Raw genomic sequence first — 22558 nt, forward strand, 5'->3', positions numbered from 1 at the left:
TGAAACAGTGCCTGTTGGAAGGGTCGCTAAGGAAAGGATATTCTCATTTCGAGCGGCCGGGCACCGGTGGGATGCACGGATACAAAGGCCCGAGTTGTGGAATCTATATAACGCGCGGATTCATCCCAGGGAAACGATTCGGGTGTTCCCGCTTTCGAACTGGACTGAACTCGACATATGGCAACATATCGCCGCAGAAAATATTCCGGTTGTGCCGCTCTATTTCGCGGCGCAGAGGCCAGTGGTGAGGCGTTCAGAGAGGTGGATCATGGTCGACGATGAGAGGTTTCTGCTCAATCCCGGCGAAAGACCGGAGATGCGAGTCGTCAGGTTTAGAACGCTGGGGTGTTATCCGCTGACAGCCGCGATCGAAAGTACGGCGAGCACCGTGTCGGAGATTGTGAACGAGCTGCAGAGCACTCAACTGTCTGAGCGTCAGGGTCTACTGATCGACTTCGATCAGGTCGCTTCCATGGAGCGAAAGAAACAAGCGGGCTATTTCTGATGCCGGATGCTCTCCACTTCATTGCCTGCGGAAGCGTCGACGACGGCAAGTCAACGCTGATAGGCAGACTGCTGTTCGAGTCGAAGCAGGTATATGCGGATCATCTCTCGGCGCTGGCAAAGGATTCCACTCGCTACGGCACGCAAGGCGATGCGTTGGATCTGGCGCTACTGGTCGACGGGCTCCAAGCCGAGCGCGAGCAAAGTATCACGATCGATGTTTCCTATCGCTTTTTTGCCACGCCACGACGGCGGTTCGTAGTGGCTGATACCCCAGGGCACGAACAATATACGCGCAACATGGCTACTGGAGCGTCTAATTCTGACTTGGCGGTGCTACTGGTAAATGCAAAGAATGGGTTACAGACGCAAACCCATCGCCACGCGCGGATCGTTGCCTTGCTTGGAATCCGGCATCTGGTCATGGCTGTGAACAAAATGGACCTGGTGCAGTGGGATGAAACTGTTTTCCGGCAGATCGTGGAGCAGTTCGAGCCTCTAGTGATCGCACTCGGATTTGAGTCGTTCCAGCCAATTCCGATGTCGGCCCTGCATGGCGATAACATCACCGGAACCAAGTCTGCCGCTTCCTGGTATACAGGCCCAAGCCTCCTTGATTGGCTGGAGTCGATTGAAGTTGGCCTTAGTGCACCGGAGTTGGGTTTTCGTATGCCTGTGCAATGGGTAAATCGGCACAAAGACAATTTCCGCGGCTATTGCGGGCGCATAGCGAGCGGGGAAGTGAGAGTCGGAGAGCGCATACGTGTACTGCCGAGCGGAACGGAGAGCAAGGTGCGCTCCATTGTTGGATGGAAAGAGGAACGGCAGGCGGCCTTGTGCGGAGAGTCGATTACGATTTGCATTGAAGATGAAATCGACGTTAGTCGCGGAAGTGTCTTTGCCGCGGCGGCCGATGCATTAGAAGTCAGCGATCAATTCGAAGCAAATGTACTCTGCCTCTCGGAGAACCAACTGTTTACGGGTCGATCGTACATATTCCATCTTCATAGCTGCCAGGCTGTCGCCACGATCACAGCGATCAAGTACCGGATTGATGTGACGCTCGGCACCCAACTGGCCACGCGATCATTAGGATTGAATGATATTGGAGTGATCCATCTTTCTCTTGACCGCCCAGTTCCATTTGAGCCCTACCATCGGTGCAGGCGCTTGGGTGGTTTCATTCTGATTGACCGGTTGGATAACCAGACCGTAGGCGCGGGCATGATTGATTTTGCTTTGCGTAGGGCCGCCAATCTTCATTGGCAAGCGTTAGCAATCAACAAAGAAGCGCGTGCACGCCAAAAGCTTCAGAAGCCCGTTTGTCTTTGGTTCACGGGGCTTCCTGGATCGGGTAAATCAACCATCGCAAACCTGCTTGAAAAGCGATTATTTGCGGCCGGACGACACACGTATGTACTCGACGGCGACAATATTCGTCACGGACTGAACCGGGATCTTGGATTTTCAGAAGCTGATCGGGTTGAGAATATCCGGCGGGTAACTGAGGTTGCCAAGTTGCTCATTGATGCAGGTCTCATCGTGATCGTCGCATTTATCAGCCCGTATCGCGCTGAACGAGAGTCTGCCCGATCAAGTTTCGATTCCGAAGAATTCTTGGAAATCTTCGTCGACGCCTCGCTCGAAGAATGCGAGCGCCGCGATCCGAAGGGATTGTATGCCAAAGCGCGGCGGGGAGAACTTGTCAATTTCACGGGTATCGATAGTAAATATGAAATTCCTGAGACGCCCGATATTCGTCTGGACACAGTTGCCTACAATGCGGAGGAGTGCGTAGATCAGGTTTTGGGTGTTCTAGACCTGAGTCCGTTGAACTTCACTGCAAGATCATGAGCATGAGGATGATCATCTACTTCATGAGCGTATTCACGATAGTGAATCAGTGCATCTTCCAAAGCGTCTTTCTGGGTACACGGCTGTGCAGAACAGGTCGTCACTCTTGCGAAGTCCGCAAGAGACCACAAGAGCGCGTGTCGGCCTTGAGATGCCGGGTCCGAAATTGCTGGCGAGGCAAGTTTGTGAGTCATGCATGTAGTCTCCATTTCCACGAGCGCGCTTGCAGGGGCATCAGTATTGGTTGCTAGCATCAGTCATGCTTTCGTCTCTGAGTCATGCTTTCGGAGGGCTGCTTCGCCAGCGTCGGACACCTTGACCCACTTCGGGTCGGGCGAGTCCTCGGCGTCGTAGTTGTCGTGCCAGTTCCACCATTTGTACGGCGGAGTCTGGGGGTAACCCTCTGGCGAGTCCTCCCATGTTTCCTGACGGCCGAGCGGCGTGATATCGAGGTAGCTCCAGGTGGTCCCCATCGCCTCGTCGCCGCGGCTGTTGATGAGGTATGTGCGGAACACCTTGTCGCCGTCGCGGATGAATGCATTGTGGCCGTGCCATTCATCGACGCCGAAGTCTGCGTCGAAGCCGTCTGTGATGGTATACCAAGGCATTTCCCAGCCCATCCGCGCCTTCAGGCGGACGATGTCCGCCTGCGGGGCGCGTGAGGCGTAGGCGAGGGTGGTGTCGCGAGCGTTCAGATGGGACAGGTGGGCGACCTGATCGGCACCCAGCGAGCAGCCCCGGCAGGCGTGCTCCGGCCAGCCGAACACACCGGGCTCGAAGAAGGCGCGATAGATGATCAACTGACGGCGGCGCTCGAACAGGTCGAGCAGGCTAACTCTACCTCTGGGCCCGTCGAACTCGTACTGCTTCTCCACTGCCATCCACGGCATCCGTCGACGCTCGGCGGCCAGCGCATCACGGGAGCGGGTGAAGGTCTTCTCCGTGACGAGGAGCTGCTGGTGCGCAGCCTCCCACTCCTGCTGGGATACGATCGGGGGTGTATTCGTTCCGAGATTTCCTTTTCCGTGTTCCTTGTCTTTCTCTTTGCTTGTTGCCATCTTATTTCTCCTTTGTTCTCTGAATTAGACCGAGACGATTCGGTCTTAAAAAAGCTGTGAGCTTGCCGATGCATACCGCCAGAATTCCTCCTGTGGATCCGGCTCCAGCAACCATTATTGCTGTGCTTGCGATGCATGCTGGGCACATATCTCCCTCCTCTAAACTTCTAATTCGTCCACGCCTGAGTGCATTACCTGTGTCGTCATTGCCTCTTTCTCGTTCGTCGGATGTTGGCTTTTTCGTCCGCGTTCTCGATATACCGGGTGCTCGGTGGTCATATACAAATAGTGATGCAGGTATCGAATGGACGGAGAGTGACAAGTGTGGCGGGATTCCGATGGATTCGCTGATCACAGCCGCAGCACGTGCCCTCGCCGCAGGTGATCCCCTCGGAGCATTGAAACGAGTCGCGCTGCGCGACGATGCGCCTGCGCTCGCGCTTCGCGGGATCGCAATGGCACAGCTCGGAGAGTTTGTTCGGGCGAAGGAACTCCTTCGAAAGGCGACACGCGCCTTCGGTCCCAAAGAGTCCGTGGCACGAGCGAGATGCATCGTCGCCGAAGCCGAGATTGCACTTGCCTCGCGCGACCTGAGCTGGCCTGCGAAGGCGCTCAATGCAGCAAGGGTGACGCTCCAAGAACATGGCGATCTATTGAACGCGGCGCATGCGCGCTATCTTGAGGTCCGGCGCCTTGTTCTCATCGGGCGCCTAGATGAGGCGGAGCACATGCTTGCCGATTTTGACCCTACGCTATTCCGGCCAGCATCGAGGGCCACCCACGAACTCGTAGTTGCCGGGATTGCGATGCGCCGTTTACGGACGAAAGATGCGCGTGCTGCGCTCGCCCGGGCCGAACTTGCCGCGGGCCAAGCGGGCATTCCTGCTTTGACGGCGGAGGTTGAAAATGCTTCCCACGTCCTGAACATGTCGGCAGCTCGCCTGATTGCACTTGGCGAAGAGCGACCACTCCTGCTGGAAGAAGTCGAAGGTTTGCTGGCGTCAAGAGCGCTCGTCGTGGACGCATGCCGGAATGTCGTGCGTGATCCAAGCACAATGGTTTCGCTTGTGACACGGCCGGTGTTGTTCTCGCTCGCACGCGCGCTGGGCGAGGCATGGCCCGATGACGTTCCGAGGGAACTGCTTCTTGCTCGGGCATTCGGAGCGAGATTCATTGATGAATCGCATCGCATGCGGTTGCGAGTCGAAATCGGACGGCTTCGCAAGCTGCTTCGGCCACTGGCTAATGTAACTGCGACGAAGCATGGGTTTACACTGGTACCTCGCCACGCACGCGAGGTAGTTGTGCTGGCGCGACCGGTTGAAGATGACAATGGGGCAGTGCTCGCATTCCTCGCCGACGGAGAGGCGTGGTCGAGTTCAGCGCTGGCAATTGCGCTTGGGACAAGTCAGCGAACAGTGCAGAGAGCGCTTGATTCGCTAGCGGCGGCGGGAAAGGTGCAGTCCTTCGGTCGAGCGCGAGCTCGTCGTTGGATCACTCCGCCAGTGCCTGGATTCACGACAACCTTGTTACTCCCTGCTCCGCTGCCAATCGAATAAGGTGGACGTATGAAACAATCAGCCGAAATCGTACGCGAGTATGGCCCATTTCCCGGCGCCGATCGTGTGGATGGAGTCACCTATGACGGCGAGCATGTCTGGTTTGCGTCCGGAAACAAATTGAATGCATTCGAACCCGCGAGCGGGCAGGCAGTGCGCTCGATCGATATCGCCGCGCATGCAGGAACAGCCTATGACGGCCACCACTTGTTTCAAATCGCTGAGGATCGCATCCAGAAGATCGATCCCAAGAGCGGCCAAGTCGTCGCCACGATTCCGGCGCCAGGCGGCGGCCGTGACTCGGGCCTGGCGTGGGCCGAAGGGACGCTGTGGGTCGGTCAATATCGTGACCGGAAAATCCATCAAGTCAATCCGAACACCGGCGAGGTACTGCGAACGATCGAGTCCAACCGCTTCGTAACCGGGGTCACTTGGGTTGACGGAGATCTTTGGCACGCAACCTGGGAAGGCGATGAGAGCGACTTGAGACGAATCGATCCTCGAACTGGGGAGGTTCTTGAACAGCTCGAAATGCCTCATGGTGTTTATATTTCAGGGCTCGAGTCGAACGGTGACGACCAGTTCTTCTGCGGCGGAGGAAAGACAGGAAAGATTAGAGCAGTTCGGCGGCGAATTGATGCCGTGGGCAGGGGCGTTGAGAGACGGAGCGACTCCGATAGCGCCCGCAAAATATCCGAGGCGCAATCGACTGACGCCCCAACAAGCTCTTAGATCAAATTTACGCAGGTCGCATCTGCCTTGTTTGCAAGTTCGGGTTGCAGATCCCACGCTGTCTTCAGTCCGATCCCCTTACCCGCGCGCACCCAGTCATGCACCACCTCACCGCTCGTCATGCTCAGGGTTCCACTGACGATTACTTCAAAGCGTCTGCCTTGATCCCGGAAGAGCCATGTGTCCATCACCCGCCGGCCACGCACCAGGCGGATGCAGTCATGCTGCAGAAGATCGCTCGGTCTTGTCGGAACTCCGTGTTTCTTGAAGTGGGCTGGGGACGCGCAGACCATGCGTTTGGCAGTGAGGATCTTCCTGGCGATTACACTCGAGTCCGCGGGAGGCCCACGCGGAGTGCCACATCCAGGCCATCATCGATAACATCCGGGCCGGAGTCAGATAGCATGAGATGAACCTGAAATGCCTCGGCAAGATCAAACCGGATGTCGCTGCCGCATAAGTGGTCTCATGGGTGCAGCTTAGAGCGGTTGATTTGAGGGTTCAAGCACTGAACGGTTAAGCGGCAACGTTTGCTGTGCCTGGCGTGCGCCAATGGCGCATTTTGAGGCGCTGATTGCGTTAACCAGTATAAACGGCAGCGCCGGGCCTTTTCATTGTTCTGACCTACAGAACTCACTTCTAGCACTCAATGAACCTCATTGTTGGAAGTGAGAGTTGCCGGAATTGAGCCCGGTTGACGAGAGTCACAGGAAGCTATTGCGCTGACAGACTCTGAGGCGGGTGCAGGTTGTTATTTTTCGAGCAAGCCCGGAGATACGCGCGCACCAGGAATGCGAGTTCATCGCGCAATCTTTCATAATCTCTTTCTGGCGATGCAGACTCCAGCAGCCTCCGACCCACGCCGGCCATCGTTGCCTGCAGCATAGAGGCCACTAATTGGGATCTGTCGCCAACTCATCCTTTGCAGTCGCAAGCATGGCAACGATGGCGCGACTGGCTCTCAGACCCATCTCATGCGAGATTCGTGCGCCATCCACATCTGAGCTAACCGAATAGAGTGCGACGCTGGCCTTTGTGTCTCTCATCTTCGCTTTCAGAAAACTCGTTACCAGCGCCGTCGCCATCTCTTCAAGCGAAGAGCCAGCTTCTTCGCGGCATACCGTTTCCAGAACCGCCCCGATCTCATCCATGTGACGCTGCAGTGCCGCCCGCAGCAGTGCACGTTTATTGGGAAAGTACTGATACAGCGTACCGACTGAAACCCCGGCGCGGGCCGCGACGCGCGTTGTTGTCAGACGCTCTTTGCCCACTTTCAGCAAAACCTGAATCGTTGCCTTAAGAATTGCGTCGACACTCGCGGCTGAACGCGCCTGAACCGGTGATTTTCGGGGTTCTAACGTACTTTTTGGTCGCTTCGGCAAATGCGAACTCCAAACCTGAAGTTTCCTTCATCCAATGATTGTAAACAGCAATTCCTAATACAGACATTGGCAAATTCTGAGGAGACTCATGATGAAGCAATCGGAGCTTGGCGGAACCTTTTCTCTTCTCAACACTTCAATGACCTTGAACCGCATGGGCTATGGCGCAATGCAACTCGCAGGACAGGATGGTGACAGACGGGTCTGGGGTCCACCGCGCGATATTCCTGGTGCAATCGCTGTTCTGCGCGAGGCCGTTGCCTCGGGAGTGAACCACATCGATACAAGTGACTTTTACGGTCCACACGTAACCAATCAACTCATCAAACAGGCGCTTCATCCTTACGCTGACGATCTTGTGATCGTGACCAAGGTGGGCGCGCGCCGCGGAAGTGATGGATCATGGATACATGCTCGCTCACGTCAGGAGATTGTCGACGCGCTGCACGACAATCTGAAGAATCTCGGCCTCGAGGCGCTCCACGTAGTCAATCTGCGTATTGGCGGTCTTACCGCACCGACGGCCGAACCGTTTGAGGAACCGCTTAGCGCTCTGGCCGAACTCAAGCAGCAGGGGGCTGATCCGGCATATCGGCCTCAGCACCGTCTCTCCCAAACAGCTGGCCGAGGCGCAAGCCATCACCGAGATTGTCTGCATCCAGAACTTCTACAACGTGGCGCAGCGCACTGACGATGAATTCATCGATACACTTGCTGCGCAGGGCATCGCCTATGTACCGTACTTCCCACTGGGAGGATTCTTGCCGCTTCAGTCATCGCGCCTTAACGAAGTAGCCGCATCGATCGAGGCGACTCCGATGCAAGTAGCTCTCGCATGGCTTCTTCGGCGGTCGCCGAACGTGCTGCTGATCCCCGGCACATCGTCGGTCCAGCATCTCCGCGAGAATCTCAAGGCTGCAACGTTGGAGCTCCCAGATGAAGCTGTCGCCAGCCTCGACGGAGTTGGTATTGCAGCCGCTTAGAAGGCAGTCTCAAAGACGAGTAACGCTTCGAACGGAAGCGTTACTCCTGGCCGAGGAAAGAGTTCTGAATCCATCCTGCTTTAATGCCGCGAGCGACAACTGTTGAGCCCAGCCGTCGGCGATCTCTTTAGCCTGTTCGATTTTCCCAATAATGACTAACTATTCGCTGCAGCAATGATGTTGATATAGCTGGAGCAATCCAACAGCTCCGGCTTTTTGCTTTAGCAGCAGCGCAAAAAGTCTTTTGGCTCGCCGACTCGCGTGATTAATGGCTCAGGCCATGAGTGCAAATGCAACAAGAAGTCAGCAGCGGCATCGGCGCATCGGCGTCGAGTGTCGTGATGTGGTGAATTCTGAATCGCTGGAGAACTGCGAATCAGATAGATGATTCTTACTTGCCAACCTTACCAGTGTACTTGCGTTCGCTGAAGGAACTCTGTCTTAGGCCAGTGGTGTGTATTCCGATCTGCTCATTCAAATTGAGGCAAGAGCCGTCGTCTCATTGGGATAAATCGCCGCATATTTATTGATGCCCACCATTGAAAATACCTTCTGAAAATGTGAGCTCAAGCCAAAGATTGCAATCGTCCGCGCGGCGCTCTTGCTGGCTTCGAGTAACATCTGAATGATGATCGCGATGCCCGACGAGTTGATGTAATCGACAGCAGTGAAATCGAGCAGAATCTTAGAGGTAGCGCCATCCAGATTGTTGTAAGCACCAAGGATCGATTCCTTCGAAGACGAAGAAATATCGCCGGAAAAAGCAAGAATGCTGACCGGAGTTTGCGAAGCTCCGGTTGCTGTCCGCTGAGAAACCCTCGTAGTCGCCTGCATTTAATGATTCTCCTTGCCTAGCTTGATGACCAGCCGGACAAAACTCTTGCCGGGAGGGCCCTGATGCCATTCGGCTTCATCGACGAGAGCCTGGATCAGAAACATCCCCATACCTCGCGGGTCCTCTTCGCCATGCATTTTGCGATCAATATCAGGGGCAGGCGGTTTGCTGCCAATACCTGCGCCATCATCAATGACCTTCACTTCAAGTTGATCGTCTGTAGTGGATAGGACAACACCTACGCTGAGCGCGCTGTTGAGTTTGTTTCCGTGTTCTATGGCATTGATGCAGGCTTCGGAGACAGCGGTCTTGAGATCATCAATGCGATCCTCAGAGAAGCCCATAAGCTTGGCCATGCTGGCGGCAGTGCTCATGGCGACCTTTTCGAAACCAAGTTCCGAAGGAAGATGAACGTATACGGAGCTTCCGCTTTTCATCTGTTGGCGAACTCCTGCTGCACGGAATCGAGATGATAGATCACAAGGGCAGTCATGTCATCGTTTTGTGGTGCGTTTGCGGAAAAGGTGGCAAGAGTATCCCACAGATAGTCAAGTGTGCGCTCGGCTTGCGAAAACGGCGAATCGCGGAAGGTAACACCAAGCCGCTCAGAGCCGAACTCGTCCTCGTCACGAAAAACTTCTGTTAATCCATCAGTGTAAAGCAGAATACTCGAACCTCTTTCGAAAGACAGAATTTCGGTCGCATATTTCATTTCGGGAAGCATGCCCAAAGGCGTACCCGAGGACGCGATCATCTTGATCGATCGGTCGGGCAAAATCATTGCTACTGGGTTGTGGCCGGCGTTTAATATTTCTACTTGGCCAAACTTAGCTCTTAGCCTTAAAAATACAGCCGTTACGTAACGACGCTGGGCCTCTATTCCCTCTTCCCAGTGATGCTGGTTCAGTCGCGCTGCAAGCTCGTCGAGGGGAAGGATCTGTCCTGCAAGCGAGCGCAATGCAGAACGAAAGCTGGTCGCGACGATCGCTGATGCCAGACCTTTCCCGGCGACATCTGCTACCACCATCAAATAATCGCCGTCTGGTTGTAGCACTGAATCAAGGTAATCTCCTCCTACCTCGTAGCAAGCTGTGGAGCGAGCGGCGATGGAAAAGCCGTGTATCTCCGGCATACTTCGCGGCAGTAAAGACTTCTGAATAGCGCGCGCGGCATTCAAATCCTGCTGTACGCGAGCCCACTCCAGATCGCGTTCATGCATCGTGGCATTGTCCAGAGCCACTGCAGTTTGCAGAACTAATCCCTCAATAAAGTCCTGCTCATAAATGGAACAAACACCTGCTTCTGGGCAAGTCACGATCAACTCAGCCAGCGTTTGGCCCTCTTTCGACGGCAAAGGAAATTTGAGGCAGTTGTGATAAGGTGGCTCCGGTTTCTGGCCGTAGAATGCGATGGGCTTTCCAGTTGATGGCGCTACAAAGATGGCTCCGTCTATCTCGAGCTCTCGTACCAAAATCTGAACAGCCTCTGTTAGAACCTCGTTTACTTGTATCGTGGAGTGAACCCTCCGAGTAGCTTCTAGAAGGGCTTGCAATCGCGCGATCTGTTGCTCCAGGGAGAGGCTATCCTGAGGCAAGAAAGGTGTCGCCGCATCCATGTTCCAATGACCTCTCTTGCTGACCTATGCATTCCGGGGATGGGGCTCAAGAGTCTCTGCCCCGGAAAGTCCAATAGCTGCCAGCATCTACCGCATTCAAACAGGACCTCAGTTTCAGTGATTCATTGAAAGAATTCAAGCCAATTTAGTCGCCTTGCATCGCCGGAGACAACTGTTGCGCCAACTTGCAGTTCGCCCTTTCACGAATTTCAACAACTTTCTGACTATCTTTTGTCTCATGGCCAGCGGATTCGTGGTGATATTGTCGAGGCATGTTTTTTCGGCTAGTTCTGGCGACATTGACCTGCATGGTCGGCGCATGTCTCTGTGCCGAGACGGTGTCTCCATCCCCCTCCTCACTGGAAATTCAATCTCTCGGCCCTGGGGCAGTGTCGCTGGACGGACCATGGCAATTTCGTCTTGGCGATGATCTGGCGTGGAGGTCACCTTCCTATGATGATTCGGCCTGGGAATCAATAGATCCATCAACCTCCTGGGGAAGCCAAACGCATCATGCTTACACGGGTTTCGCGTGGTATCGGAAACACCTGCGAATCATGTCAGCTGAGCAACAAGGTAACTACGCTTTGCTCATGCCACCAGTAAATGATTCTTATGACCTGTACTGGAACGGCGTCTTAGTGGGCCACCAGGGTAACGGTCCACCTAACCCCCACTGGTTTTATAATCCGCTGCCCCAAAGCTTCACCGTGCCATCGAGCAGAGAAGACACAATCGCAATCCGCGTTTGGAAGTCTCCGCCTTTATTCGTCGACTCAGGTACGCTCGGTGGATTGCATGGGGCACCTTTATTGGGCGATCCCGATACGATCTCTGCTCAGGAAGCAGAGCAGAATTCAGAGTCCATACATCAGGTCCTATATGAGTACACGCTGCTGATCTTGTATGGGATGGTAAGCATTTTCAGCCTTCTACTTTGGGGTAGAGAGCATAAGATCCGAGTGTTTCTTTGGCTAGCGCTGTTCACGGCGACCACGGTAGCACTTGCAGTTCTGCAAGGTCTCTTTTCTCTTCCGATTTCCTATGGACTGGGTCGAGGACTGAACCAACCCATCTATGCGTTGAATCATGTTTCGCTCTGGCTCTTGCTCTTGTGGTTGCTGCGCCTGAATGGAAAACGACGCTTGGTGCGTTGCACTCGTATTCTTGCCATCTGCACGTTATCTGTCGCCCTACTGGACGGATTTCTTGCGCCGTTCTGGGGAACTGCGGGCGACTGGATGCAGACTATCGACGCGATTCTGACCTCGTTGATGCTGGCCGTCCAGGTATATCCGATTCTGATCATCTTGATGGGAATCCGGCAACGGTTGGATTCAGCTCATTGGGCGGTAGCCATTAGCGCTTTCATATCGCAAATCATCAACATTATTGCCGATATGAGCGCAGCAGGACAGCGCTTCACTCACTGGACACTTTTCGAACGCATTATCAATACACCGCTCTTCGTGATTCACGGCATCGCCTTTTGGGCTTCGAATGTTATTGAAATTGTTCTCTTTGTCTCTATCCTCTATGCCGTTTATCGCTTCGACACAGAGCGCCAGACACGGCAAAGCTTGCTGGAACGCGAGATGCAAAGCGCACGCGAGATACAGGGACTATTGATTCCGGAAGCCATGCCGTCCCTGGAGGGTTATGCTGTCACGAGTGCCTATCGTCCAGCTCTCGAAGTTGGCGGAGACTTCTTCCAGATCATGCGTCGTAAGAATGGATCCACCATCGTCGCGCTTGGCGATGTGAGCGGCAAGGGCTTAAGAGCGGCTATGACCGTCTCTCTTATCGTGGGAATTTTGCGTTCACTTTCTGACGCGTCTTACAGCCCGGCGCAGATATTGCAGGTGTTGAATCGTTGTTTGTACGGGCGGCTGCAGAACGGGTTCGTGACTGCTGTCATCTTACAACTTCACCACAATGGAACAGTCACGATAGCCAATGCCGGTCACTTGCCTCCATTTCTGAACGAAAAGGAGCTTGCTACCGAGGGTTCTCTGCCGCTTGGGCTTTCGCCAGCGTTAACCTACGAAGAATCTTCAGTGCATCTGCAACAACGAGATCAACTGAGCATCTATACGGATGGACTGCTCGAGGCGAGAAATACCACTAGAGAACTCTACGGATTTGACCGGTTACACACTCTATTCGCAACCCAGCCAACCGCGCAGCAGGTAACTGAAGCGGCCATAGCCTTTGGTCAGAACGATGACATTACGGTCCTTACTTTTACTCGACTCGCCCAAGGCGAGGAGGCAACCACATCTGTGACTGCCTCATTCGCCGAATCGAGCGTCGAAAGTCTTATCGAGCTACCGTAATCGTTATCGTCGAACTGGCCGCCGCGTAGTTGGTCCCCCCGCTGTAGTTTGCGGCTATAGTATGGCTGCCATTCGAAAGCGAGGACGCCGAAACTGTGACTGTGGCTACACCTAAGGCATTCACCGGCATATTACCCAGCAGGTTGCTCCCATCGAAGAAAGAAACAGTACCAATCGCGTTCGGGGGGCCGGCACTCCATGACTGAATAGACGCGGTGAGCGTGAGCGTGCCGCCGGTCAAATACCAGCTGGAGGGGGTGAGTTGTATAGTCACCGGAGCTGGCGTCACGACGAAAGTAACTTTGCTCGGATTCGCAGCGGCGTAGTTCGTCTGGGCGGCATAGCCGATGATTAGGACATGCGTTCCAGCCGGAGGCTTCACCAAAGTGAACTGCGCAACGCCATTTTGCAAAGTTAGCGATACGGGCGCCGCACCATCATACTGATAGGTCACGACGCCTTGTGGTGGTCCTGCATTCGAACTGGTATAAACTCCGCATTGGAAGTTGGCGCCATAAGGGTAGTTCAGATTCCAGCAGGACGTGCTGAGATTTACCGGCACTGGGTTCACGATGAGTTGCACCGGCGTAGAAGTGCCTCCGGGATTAAATGCGTCACCCGCATACGTCGCGCTCAGTTGATGGACGCCAACTGGAAGTCCCTGGATATACAGATACGCCGCGCCATTTCCTTGTAGTGAGGAGGTCTGGAGAACCTTCGTGCCGTCGAGCAACTGGACCGTCCCGGTAGGCGTGTGTCCCTTGGTGGGAGCGATGCTGATTGTAACGTTGGTTCCTTGAGGGTATGTGACCGTGGTGGAACTCAACGTGACCTTGATTGCAGAATCAAACGCGGCTGTCACGACATATTGGACTGAGGTTGATACTTGATTGCCCGCCGCATCGATAGCCGTAACGGTGTAGGTCTTTGGTCCTGCCGTCGATGTGTCAACAGGGCTACTAATCGCGCCTGTGTTCAACACCCCCGAACTCGGCGAATAGGTCGAACTGCCACACCGTATGATCCCCGAGCGTTCATCGGTGCAGCTATAGGTTGCGGTAACCGCTTGGCCAACTGTATACGCATTGCCTGCTCCGGGCGCGGGAGAAAGAGTTGGCCCGGACGCGATCACAGGTGCGATGGTGTCTACGTTCACTGGAAACGTGTAATAGCCAGTCGACCAGCTTCCGCTGGAATCTTGCGTAAACTTAAGTTCCTCAGTTCCTGCGCAATCCTGTGCAAAGTAATGAATCAGGTAATTACCATCCGACAACCCGGTGAGGTTTTGCGGTGTTGTAAAGGTCGTCGCTGCTGGGTCGGTTGGATTGGCAGCAGTGGGACAGGCAATGGCGTTCTCTACCGTTGTATCCGTCGTGGATGGTGCGCTCGGCATGGGGACATTATTGGCAGCCGAAATCCCGTAAGTAATGCTTCTAATGGGAGATGGGACAAAGGCCGCAGCACCTGGAAGATTCGTTCCGGTAAGGACAGGCGGTTGACTTGAAAACGTAACGCTTGCGCTTGACGAATTGATCCAGCCTCCAGCTTGTTGATTCGCAACCGTAACCGTAGTCAGATCTTCAGGGACCTGTGCTACTGGAATAAAAGTCGAATTGGGATGGGTTACGTGACCAGTCGCCTCGTACACTCCTGGACCGCTGAAATTAGTCAGCAGGTTCTGAGGGCACAGCAGATCCTGCAGATTCGAAGCCGGATCGAAAGTGCATGGCCCGCCCGTCCAACCTTCAGCCGCCATTAAGAGCCCGATTCCTTGATGGAATGTGATGCCACTCGGTGTTGTGATATCTGGCAACGTAAAGCCAGGCCCGTCAAAGATGTCCATGAAAATTTCATTTGGCAGCGAAGAGACGGGGCATTGAGCACCGCTACCCGTAGCGCCAGTTCCAACCGTGCATTGGAGAGTAAAAAGTTTGCACGCCGGCTGATTCTCGATCAGCTCCCCGGTGTGAATGAGGCACGTGGACGTAGCAAAAGAGGTGCCGGGAACAAGAGTCGATTGAAAAGCCGTCTGACTTACGGGAGAATCCTGCATTTGCGGAATGGTATTGGGGGATATAGTCAGACTTCCTGCAGCTTGGGCCTGGGAAAGGTCGTAAACAGACTGGATTTGTTGGTCAGTTCCCGAATTGAATGGGAAATTCTGGGTTAGCTGTTGAGGTGTCGGATTGTTCTGGGGGATTGGATTCCCGGTAATCGTCGACGGGCCGGTGACCCCGCTCTGTGTACAATTCGTATTGAGATAAATCGTTGAGCTTGCGAGAAAGCCGCCCTCGTCAACCAAATCGATTTTTATTTGCTGTGCACCCGCTTGCAGTTGTGAGCTGATGTCGATAGGAGAAACCCCTCCGGTGCTTACCAGAGTATCGGGATTTTGACCGGTCAGGTTCCCTGCGCCTGCCGGAATTTGATAACTCGAAGTGAAACAATTCTGAACTGGGCCACTTGGTGTCGAGTCGGCGGTCCCGCCTCTACAGACGTTCACCGGCCCAACGATGGGCACGCCAGACAAAGAATTCACAGTCAAGTTAATGAAGTTGTCTACCAGCACCTTCCCCGTTCCGTCTGTAGAGGACGATAGAACAGCCGCAATTGGGGTACTGGGACAACTGAGGTTAATGGTCGCGCTGTTGAATGTTACAGCGCTGGCTCCGTAACCTGTGCCATTCGCGGAACTTCGCACGTTGACAGGGTCAAATATCTTTATTGGCGTCTGTGCTTCTGAAGCAGAATGGCTAAAGAACAGGCAAAAGATTATCGTGCCTACAACGCTAAAGATTGTTTTCTGCATGCGTTCGCAACTCCATAGATCGGCCAGATGAGCGGACATCAAAGGGTCGATTGATTGATGTTTCGAATATCTTTCAGGGGAGTCTCGACGCGAGCAGCCTGAGCGGTGAATAGGCGTCGGATTTGGCTGCAACGGACTATAACGTTCGCACAGACGTGTGTCAACGCGAATTAAAAGTTTGGGAGGCGATCGCGATGGGTCGCATCTGCGGTGATGGTCCAGAAATCAACTCGAAGTATAATGCAGCATCAGTGATTGTTAATCACGGTCCGCAATATACACACATCCCCGGAAATCGACCGATACTCAAGAGGGAATACAGAATGACAATTTCGACGGAGTCTATGGCGGGTGATATCACCCGTATTCTTTTGGACGGCCGACTGGATATTGAAGGCGCGGCCGCAATCGACCTGCGCATGAATGTGTTGGCAGGAAGCGCCAAATTTCTTCTCATTGATCTCCAAAAAGTGTCGTTCATCGGTTCGTTAGGACTCAGTACAATCATAATTCCGGCGCAGGCCGTTCGCCGCAGGGGAGGAAAGGTGGCGCTTTTGGGTCCTATTCCCCTGGTAGAGGAAGTGCTCAAAGCCAGCAAGGTTGACCAGGTGATTCCCGTTTTCCGCGAACTTGATGCAGCAGTAGCCGCGCTTCGGTAGCCAGCAAGAAGAACGACTGCCGAACATGCCAATCGAACAACTGCAAGACTTCCTTGTGCTAGACAGCCGACTGACCGAGGTGAGCCGAGCGCAGTCATGGGCTGAGGCATTTGCAGACCGGTTCGGTGTGACTGAGAACATCCGTTACGCAATTCGGCTGTGCCTGGAAGAGGCTCTGGCCAACGTCATTCGTCATGGCTATCGGAGTGAGTCTGGGCATCGTATCGTTATTCGGTGCTGGTGTTCATCGGACACGTTGTTTTTTGCGATCGATGACAAGGCTTTGCTTTTCAATCCAGCTGACGCTCTGCCTCGGGACGATGGATCCGAACCGGTGAGTCTTGAGTCGATTGCACCAGGCGGAAACGGACTACCGCTACTCCGACACTTCGCAGGATCGTTGGCTTACGAGAGGCTTCCCGAGGGAAATCGGCTGACGATGGGTTTCTCAATTTCAGTCTCGTGATTTGTCAACGAATCCCTGAAGCTCTTGCAGATCTAGTTGCCGATCACTTCTCAAATTCTTGGGTTATGTTTCGTGCCCACAATGCTGTCGAGGGGGTAGAAGGGTGTGGCGAGACCCGGATTTCCAGCACCGTAAAAGGACTAAATATTCAAGAGCTCTAGTTCGTGGAAAACTGGGAGATGGGCAAGTGCGCCATGCACCTTTCGAGTCTAGCCATATATATGGCACCTGACACCTATTTCTCCCAACTGTCTTACGGCGTAAACAGCTTGCCCACTCATCTAGGGCTGCTTTTTGGCGCTGGTCGTGAGTTTGCGCAGGACAAACTCCTGTATGACGCCGTTGGCCATGTCGGCAGCGATATCAATCGCAGTGGCAGAAAAGACCAGTCCCGGGCCGCGATTTGATGACGGATAGTAGGTATTCGCGATGGCGCCCGAGGCGAGGTACCCCCCAAGTCCTGAGTAGTTCGGTTGCCAGCGCCCGTTATCTCCCTTACAGACGAACGGCGTTCGCAGGGCATAAATTATGCGCGACTTCGTTGTGCCCGTGCCTCGATAGAAATAGCGCGGATCCTGACGCAGGATCGAGGGCAGGATGGCTCCGCCGACCATGATGTCAGTCAAGCCGTTGGCATAGTTGGCACCAAAGCGTTGAGCATAGCCCTTTGCACCCTGCTCGTAGTCGGGAGTGCCTGCCGCCTGATCGATTCCCGCGACGAAGGCGCTGCCAAGAATCGTGATGGGGTCCTTCGAGGTCTTGAGCGCGAGTCTGAACTTCAGTTTCGGTGTGAGCGGAACAGCGTTGTGGTCATAGACCACATAGAAATTAGGAATGAAGCCAAGGACACGTTGCTTCTCCTCTATCTCGACCTGTCCTCTGGCAATTTCCTCGGTGGAGAGAGCCTTCACCGTAGTCACCGCGACTGCAATCCGGAGTCGGATTCCTTTCAGTTCCAGATATTGGCCAGGTCTCAGAGTGACTTCGGGCGAGATCCAGTCCGCAAATCCGTTGGCACTGATCGTAATGTGATAAGAAATCCCTGCCTTGAGTTGAGTGATTTGGAAGAAACCATCGTCGTTTGTTGTTACCTGTTTAGGCTCAGGGAGCGAAGAACTCTGAAGAACTACGTTGGCTCCGGGAACAGTCCCGTCATTTACGTCAATCACTGTGCCGATGACAGTTCCAGTCTGTGGCTCAGGCGCGGAAATTTGCTGAGCCGCCGCAGCACAGGTGACAGAAACGCATAAGACTAGCCTGAACATGAAAAGCCTAATATTCATGCGCGAAGGAACTTTCGTAGGTTGGACGCGGCAGGTGAGGCGCCGGGTTCAAAAAATCACCCGAGAAAACAGTCTCGTTACGTTTTATCGAATCTTTTGAATAGGTTAAGCGATAAATTCCACTCTCGCTGCGGAACAGTCTCAGACGCAGATTTCCAGTTGCTCGTCAGCTAGAATGAGTTTGTGCGAAAAGTCCTTCTTCTGATTCTTGTCCTCATTGTTTTACTGCCCATCATTTTTCTCGTTGCGCGTTCGACGACACCCGTCATCGATGTGACGTCTCCGATCACGGTCCTTGGCCTGGCTACGCCGGTGACGGTTCGGGTGCACGATGTGCGCGGTCTTCGCAAACTGGAAGCGTCAGTTGAGCAGAACGGCGTCCACTACCCGGTCTGGAAGGAGGATCAGGCCACGCACGTCGCTGACGGCACATGGAACTTCACAGCGGGGGTCAATTCCACGCCGCAGCTTAAAGACGGTAAGGCAAAACTGATTCTCGAAGCCACGTCGAACGATCTGCTTCGAAAGACTGGGCGCTGGGAGCGCGATGTGACGGTTGTGACGCGACCGCCAACCGTCAGTGTGGATTCAGATCAGCACTATTTGTACCTGGGGATGGCCGATCTCGCCACCTTCAATGTCTCTGGTGCGTGGACGGACGCGGGCGTCCGTGTCGGCGATCAGATATTTCGCGCTTGGCCGGTGCCAGGGGGCAAACCGGGTTACTTCTCCCTCTTTGCTTTTGCTTGGAATATGCCGTCGAACACGGTACCCGTCGTCTATGCGTCAAACGGGGCTGGGAACGATGTGACGAGCCCCATCGTTTTCCAGTTTCCCAAGAAGGAGCAGCCCAAGTACACGGTCCATGACTTGCAGGTGAGCGACGCGTTCATGCAGAAGGTCGTCAACGAGCTTGACCCGAATGGCTCGGGCGATCCTGTAGCGCGTTTTGTAAAGATCAATAACGAAATGAGGCGTGCCAATAATCAGGTGCTGTTTGATCTTCGGCTCAAGACTACCGACAAATTCTTATGGTCACAGCCCTTTGTTCGGCAGTCTCATTCGCAGTCGGAGGCGACCTTTGCGGACCTGCGCAACTATATCTACAAAGGCAAAAAGATCGATCAGCAGGTGCACCTTGGATATGACCTCGCGGTCACGCAGCACGTAGGCGTGGAGGCGTCAAACGACGGACGAGTCGTCTACGCGGCTCCTCTGGGGATCTACGGCAACTGCATTATAGTTGACCATGGTTATGGGCTGCAGACACTCTACGGTCATCTAAGCCACATTGATGTGCACGAGGGTGACATGGTGAAGCGGGGGCAGGTTATGGGCACAAGCGGCCAGACGGGCATGGCCGGCGGCGACCACATTCACTTCGGTATGCTGCTCGATGGCGTGCAGATTGATCCGAAGGAATGGTGGGACAGCCATTGGATTAAAGATCACATTGCAAAACGCATCGACTTGCCGGGATTTCACGACTGAGCGAGACTACTTACAGAATTGACGCCAGGGTGTCTTTTCCATTTCGAGAGGACGCTGCTGGGTGCACCGGCACCCCGCAAGTGCGGTGGCGGCTACTGTGAAGGAACTGCCCCAGCCGAAGTGCTGTGAAAACCAAGGCGTGAGCGAGACTGTGGTAGCGCGAAGCGAATTGCGATCAACACGCCGCATACATGCGACACACCTGTAGGCAGAAGCGCAGTGGCCCCCTGTAACGATCCCCCACGAAAAGACTCCAAGCGACCATAGGCGTCGCGGACCGAAGCGGGCCGCGAGCCATCCTGCCGGTATTGGAAATCTGGGATAACGATCAGAAGAGAATATCCAGCCCAGATATTGCTTTCCCAAGCTGTACCCTGAACTGATCTGGAGTCCAGCAATCGAGATGTTCGTCCGATCGAGATGAGCATCTGCGCCGAGAAGGAAGAGCAGAAATGAAAAGATAGAACCGCACCAGTGTCCTACACTCAAGGGACGTCTATACTCCTGCGAAGTGCTATATTTTCGAGGTTCAATTTTCCGGACAGATTGAATTTGAATTCTGAAAGGGAGAGGTGAAAATGTTCGATCGAAATGGATCAAGCTTCAATCGCCGTAACATGCTGAAATCCTCTGCGATGCTGCTGGCTGGTGGTCTCGTTGGCCAAACTTTCAAGAAGGCTGAGGCGGAGGACACCGTCAAGAACGTCAATCTGCATTCCAGTCCATCGACACTCAAGATCACAGACATGCGCTACGCCATAGTCGTTAAGCCTGGTCCGAGCCCCTGTGTCATTATTCGAATCGATACGAACCAGGATGTATATGGCCTGGGCGAAGTGCGGGATATTGCTGGCCCTCAATATGCGATGGTGCTGAAGAGCCGCATTCTCGGCGAAAACCCGCTAAATGTCGACTACCTCTTCGAAAAGATTGCGCAATTTGGTGGTGTGTCTCGTCAGGGAGGTGGTGTCAGCGCCGTGGAAATGGCCCTTTGGGATATTGCGGGGAAAGTTTACAACTGCCCCGTGTATCAGATGTTAGGTGGCAAGTGGCGCGATACTGTCCGCATTTATGCCGACACGACGGAATCAAAGGATCCTCAGGAGTATGGGCGGCGTGCAAAAGAGCGTGTAGCGATGGGGCTTACCTGGATGAAGATGGATCTCGGCATCGATACACTCGAGGGCATTCCAAATACCGTGATGCAGCCCTCCGGACTGAGTTCATGGGAACTGCACAGTCAGCCCCACCCGTTTATTGCCACCGAAGTTACGGATAAAGGCATCGACAGATTGTGCGAGTATGTGGCTGCTGTTCGCGATGCAATCGGCTATGACATGCCATTGTCTATGGATCATCTTGGCCATGTAGGTGTGAAGTCTGCCATTCGATTGGGCAAGGCCTATGAAAAGTTCAATCTGGAGTGGATGGAGGACTTGATTCCTTGGTATTACACCGATCTCTGGAAACAGATCACTGACGCTAGTCCGACGCCGACGCTCACCGGCGAAGACATTTATGAGTTTACCGATTTTGAGACGTTATGTAAGAACCATGCGGTCAGCAAGATTCATCCCGATCTTGAAACATCGGGTGGAATTTTGCGCACGCATAAAGTCGGCGACATGGCATTTCGGTATGGCGTTCCCATGGCGATGCACTTTGCTGGCACTCCAGTGGGCTGTATGGCGAATGTGCACTGCGCAGCCGCGACGCGGAATTTTCTTGCGCTCGAAAACCATTCGCTCGACGTGCCATTCTGGCAGGATCTGGTCACAGGAATTGACAAACCGATCATCGACAAAGGATTTATCAAGGTCGCGGATACGCCGGGTCTGGGCATCACCCTGAACGACGATGAAGTGAAGCGTCACTTGAAGCCTGGAACCGGATACTTTGAGCCAACGCCCATGTGGGACGAACAGCAGTCATGGGACGACGCGACGTTCAGTTGATGGCAGTTTCCCCAAACAAAAGGAATTTCCGACTGCTGGAGGAGAATTCATGAAGAGAGTTTTAGCGACTATTTTGTTTGTCTGCGCAATCATTGTGGTGCCTGCATTTTCTCAGGTGAGGATGACGAAAGAACAGATTCTGTTTTACACCTCGGACTGGAATGGCGAACGATTCCCGGACGGACGCCCCAAAGTTCCAGACGATCTTCTCAAACGAGCGTTAGACGTTTCAATCGAAGATGTTTGGGATTATCTTCGCGATAAAGGTTATAAATGCCAATTTGATGGTGGTTGGCAAGCCCTTCACATTGACAAGCCTTTCGCTGGCCGTGCCCTGACTGCGCAATATATGCCGCTCAGACCGGACATGGCCAAGGCGATCGCCGCCGAAGGCAAAGCTGAAGGGCGAGTAAGCTGGACCAATAGCTGGCCCATTAACGAACTCCGGGAAGGAGACGTTTATGTAGCCGATGGTTTTGGAAAGGTCATCGAAGGTACATTGATAGGCTCTAACCTTGGAAGTGGGATTGCGGCACACACCCACTCCGGATTCGTCTTCGACGCTGGAATTCGCGACCAGGAAGAGAACCGAGAAATTCCGAACCTAAATGGGTTCTATCGGGGCTATGATCCCTCTGCATGGGCTGACATGACATTGACAGCCATCAACGCTCCCGTGCGGATTGGACGCGCTATTGTGCTTCCTGGAGACCTTGTTTTAGCGAAAACAGATGGGGTAATTTTCATCCCCGCAATTTTGGCGGAAGACGCGGTCAGCTCAGCGGAATTCACCAATTTGCAGGATGAATTCAACTTTGAATTGAACCGTTCGGGCAAGAATGGCGGCGAATTCGAGGGTGGCTGGACATCACAAAAATACGACGCACTAGCGAAGTGGATTGATGCTCATCCCGAAAAGCTGAGAATGCCCCGCTCCGAATTCAACGCAATCCTAGAAAAGAGGAAATCAAGATAAAGCAGGATGCTGCTTATTCCGGGCCGAATTCGCGAGACGCTTGAGGCGCTCATTTATGTTC

The 22558-nt window shown here is 53.9% G+C and carries 19 protein-coding genes and 1 pseudogene; 12 read left to right on the forward strand and 8 right to left on the reverse strand.

Annotated features, from left to right (window positions below):
- Window positions 1-7: 7 nt before the first annotated feature.
- Both cysD and cysC read left to right on the forward strand, forming a co-directional pair.
- Window positions 8-505, forward strand: coding sequence for a sulfate adenylyltransferase subunit CysD (cysD, locus tag H7849_RS04030; RefSeq protein WP_186744334.1), 498 nt, complete (start codon window positions 8-10; stop codon window positions 503-505).
- Window positions 505-2358, forward strand: coding sequence for an adenylyl-sulfate kinase (gene cysC, locus H7849_RS04035; RefSeq protein WP_186744335.1), 1854 nt, complete (start codon window positions 505-507; stop codon window positions 2356-2358). The genes cysD and cysC overlap by 1 nt, the downstream gene beginning before the upstream one ends.
- Before the next feature lie 257 nt (window positions 2359-2615).
- Here the strand turns inward: cysC and H7849_RS04040 are convergent, their stop codons facing one another.
- A complete protein-coding gene (locus H7849_RS04040; RefSeq protein ID WP_186744336.1) occupies window positions 2616-3416 on the reverse strand; it encodes a DUF899 domain-containing protein in 801 nt (266 codons plus the stop codon).
- Window positions 3417-3754: 338 nt separating this feature from the next.
- On the opposite strand from H7849_RS04040, the gene H7849_RS04045 reads away from it, so the two are divergent.
- Both H7849_RS04045 and H7849_RS04050 read left to right on the forward strand, forming a co-directional pair.
- The gene (locus H7849_RS04045) at window positions 3755-4975 is read left to right on the forward strand and encodes a helix-turn-helix domain-containing protein (protein ID WP_186744338.1); all 1221 of its coding nucleotides are present in this window, start codon (window positions 3755-3757) and stop codon (window positions 4973-4975) included.
- 9 nt (window positions 4976-4984) lie between these two features.
- The gene (locus tag H7849_RS04050) at window positions 4985-5707 is read left to right on the forward strand and encodes a Vgb family protein (RefSeq protein ID WP_186744340.1); all 723 of its coding nucleotides are present in this window, start codon (window positions 4985-4987) and stop codon (window positions 5705-5707) included.
- On the opposite strand, the pseudogene H7849_RS04055 reads toward H7849_RS04050, so the two are convergent.
- Both H7849_RS04055 and H7849_RS04060 read right to left on the reverse strand, forming a co-directional pair.
- A pseudogene (locus tag H7849_RS04055) lies at window positions 5704-6045 on the reverse strand (LysR substrate-binding domain-containing protein); the annotation flags it as partial. The gene H7849_RS04050 and the pseudogene H7849_RS04055 overlap by 4 nt on opposite strands.
- Before the next feature lie 555 nt (window positions 6046-6600).
- Window positions 6601-7089: a TetR/AcrR family transcriptional regulator gene (locus tag H7849_RS04060; protein ID WP_251106596.1), complete on the reverse strand. Its 489-nt coding sequence runs from the start codon at window positions 7087-7089 to the stop codon at window positions 6601-6603.
- Window positions 7090-7177: 88 nt separating this feature from the next.
- Between H7849_RS04060 and H7849_RS04065 the strand changes: the two genes are divergently transcribed.
- On the forward strand, window positions 7178-7780 hold the full coding sequence (locus H7849_RS04065) for an aldo/keto reductase (RefSeq protein WP_349627454.1): 603 nt from the start codon (window positions 7178-7180) through the stop codon (window positions 7778-7780).
- On the forward strand, window positions 7710-8072 hold the full coding sequence (locus tag H7849_RS27185) for an aldo/keto reductase (RefSeq protein WP_349627472.1): 363 nt from the start codon (window positions 7710-7712) through the stop codon (window positions 8070-8072). Before H7849_RS04065 ends, H7849_RS27185 begins: the two co-directional genes overlap by 71 nt.
- A 474-nt stretch (window positions 8073-8546) precedes the next feature.
- Here the strand turns inward: H7849_RS27185 and H7849_RS04070 are convergent, their stop codons facing one another.
- The 3 genes from H7849_RS04070 to H7849_RS04080 are packed head-to-tail and all read right to left on the reverse strand — an operon-like array spanning window position 8547 to window position 10522.
- Window positions 8547-8906 carry an STAS domain-containing protein gene (locus H7849_RS04070; protein WP_186744342.1) on the reverse strand — a complete coding sequence of 120 codons (360 nt, stop codon included), beginning with the start codon at window positions 8904-8906 and terminating at the stop codon, window positions 8547-8549.
- On the reverse strand, window positions 8907-9344 hold the full coding sequence (locus H7849_RS04075) for an ATP-binding protein (RefSeq protein WP_186744344.1): 438 nt from the start codon (window positions 9342-9344) through the stop codon (window positions 8907-8909).
- Window positions 9341-10522, reverse strand: a complete 1182-nt coding sequence (locus H7849_RS04080; protein ID WP_186744361.1) for a PP2C family protein-serine/threonine phosphatase — start codon at window positions 10520-10522, stop codon at window positions 9341-9343. The genes H7849_RS04075 and H7849_RS04080 overlap by 4 nt, the downstream gene beginning before the upstream one ends.
- 557 nt (window positions 10523-11079) lie before the next feature.
- Here H7849_RS04080 and H7849_RS04085 point away from each other — a divergent pair.
- Window positions 11080-12858 (forward strand): PP2C family protein-serine/threonine phosphatase, encoded by a 1779-nt coding sequence (locus H7849_RS04085; RefSeq protein ID WP_186744363.1) that lies wholly within the window; start codon window positions 11080-11082, stop codon window positions 12856-12858.
- Here the strand turns inward: H7849_RS04085 and H7849_RS04090 are convergent.
- On the reverse strand, window positions 12842-15667 hold the full coding sequence (locus H7849_RS04090; RefSeq protein WP_186744364.1) for an Ig-like domain-containing protein: 2826 nt from the start codon (window positions 15665-15667) through the stop codon (window positions 12842-12844). The genes H7849_RS04085 and H7849_RS04090 overlap by 17 nt on opposite strands.
- Window positions 15668-15789: 122 nt before the next feature.
- Between H7849_RS04090 and H7849_RS04095 the strand changes: the two genes are divergently transcribed.
- Window positions 15790-16326, forward strand: a complete 537-nt coding sequence (locus tag H7849_RS04095; protein WP_186744366.1) for an STAS domain-containing protein — start codon at window positions 15790-15792, stop codon at window positions 16324-16326.
- A gap of 25 nt (window positions 16327-16351) precedes the next feature.
- The gene (locus H7849_RS04100; protein ID WP_186744368.1) at window positions 16352-16792 is read left to right on the forward strand and encodes an ATP-binding protein; all 441 of its coding nucleotides are present in this window, start codon (window positions 16352-16354) and stop codon (window positions 16790-16792) included.
- Window positions 16793-17073: 281 nt separating this feature from the next.
- On the opposite strand, the gene H7849_RS04105 is transcribed toward H7849_RS04100, so the two are convergent.
- The gene (locus H7849_RS04105; protein ID WP_251106597.1) at window positions 17074-18057 is read right to left on the reverse strand and encodes a carboxypeptidase-like regulatory domain-containing protein; all 984 of its coding nucleotides are present in this window, start codon (window positions 18055-18057) and stop codon (window positions 17074-17076) included.
- A gap of 201 nt (window positions 18058-18258) precedes the next feature.
- Between H7849_RS04105 and H7849_RS04110 the strand changes: the two genes are divergently transcribed.
- The 3 genes from H7849_RS04110 to H7849_RS04120 all read left to right on the forward strand — a co-directional run bounded on the left by H7849_RS04110 (window position 18259) and on the right by H7849_RS04120 (window position 22497).
- Entirely contained in the window at window positions 18259-19566 is a 1308-nt protein-coding gene (locus tag H7849_RS04110) for a M23 family metallopeptidase (protein ID WP_251106598.1), read from the forward strand.
- Window positions 19567-20144: 578 nt separating this feature from the next.
- Window positions 20145-21521 carry a mandelate racemase/muconate lactonizing enzyme family protein gene (locus H7849_RS04115; RefSeq protein ID WP_186744372.1) on the forward strand — a complete coding sequence of 459 codons (1377 nt, stop codon included), beginning with the start codon at window positions 20145-20147 and terminating at the stop codon, window positions 21519-21521.
- 49 nt (window positions 21522-21570) lie between these two features.
- A complete protein-coding gene (locus H7849_RS04120) occupies window positions 21571-22497 on the forward strand; it encodes an RraA family protein (RefSeq protein WP_186744374.1) in 927 nt (308 codons plus the stop codon).
- Window positions 22498-22558: the final 61 nt, after the last annotated feature.

The sequence above is a fragment of the Alloacidobacterium dinghuense genome, assembly GCF_014274465.1.
In the GTDB taxonomy this organism is placed as follows: domain Bacteria; phylum Acidobacteriota; class Terriglobia; order Terriglobales; family Acidobacteriaceae; genus Alloacidobacterium; species Alloacidobacterium dinghuense.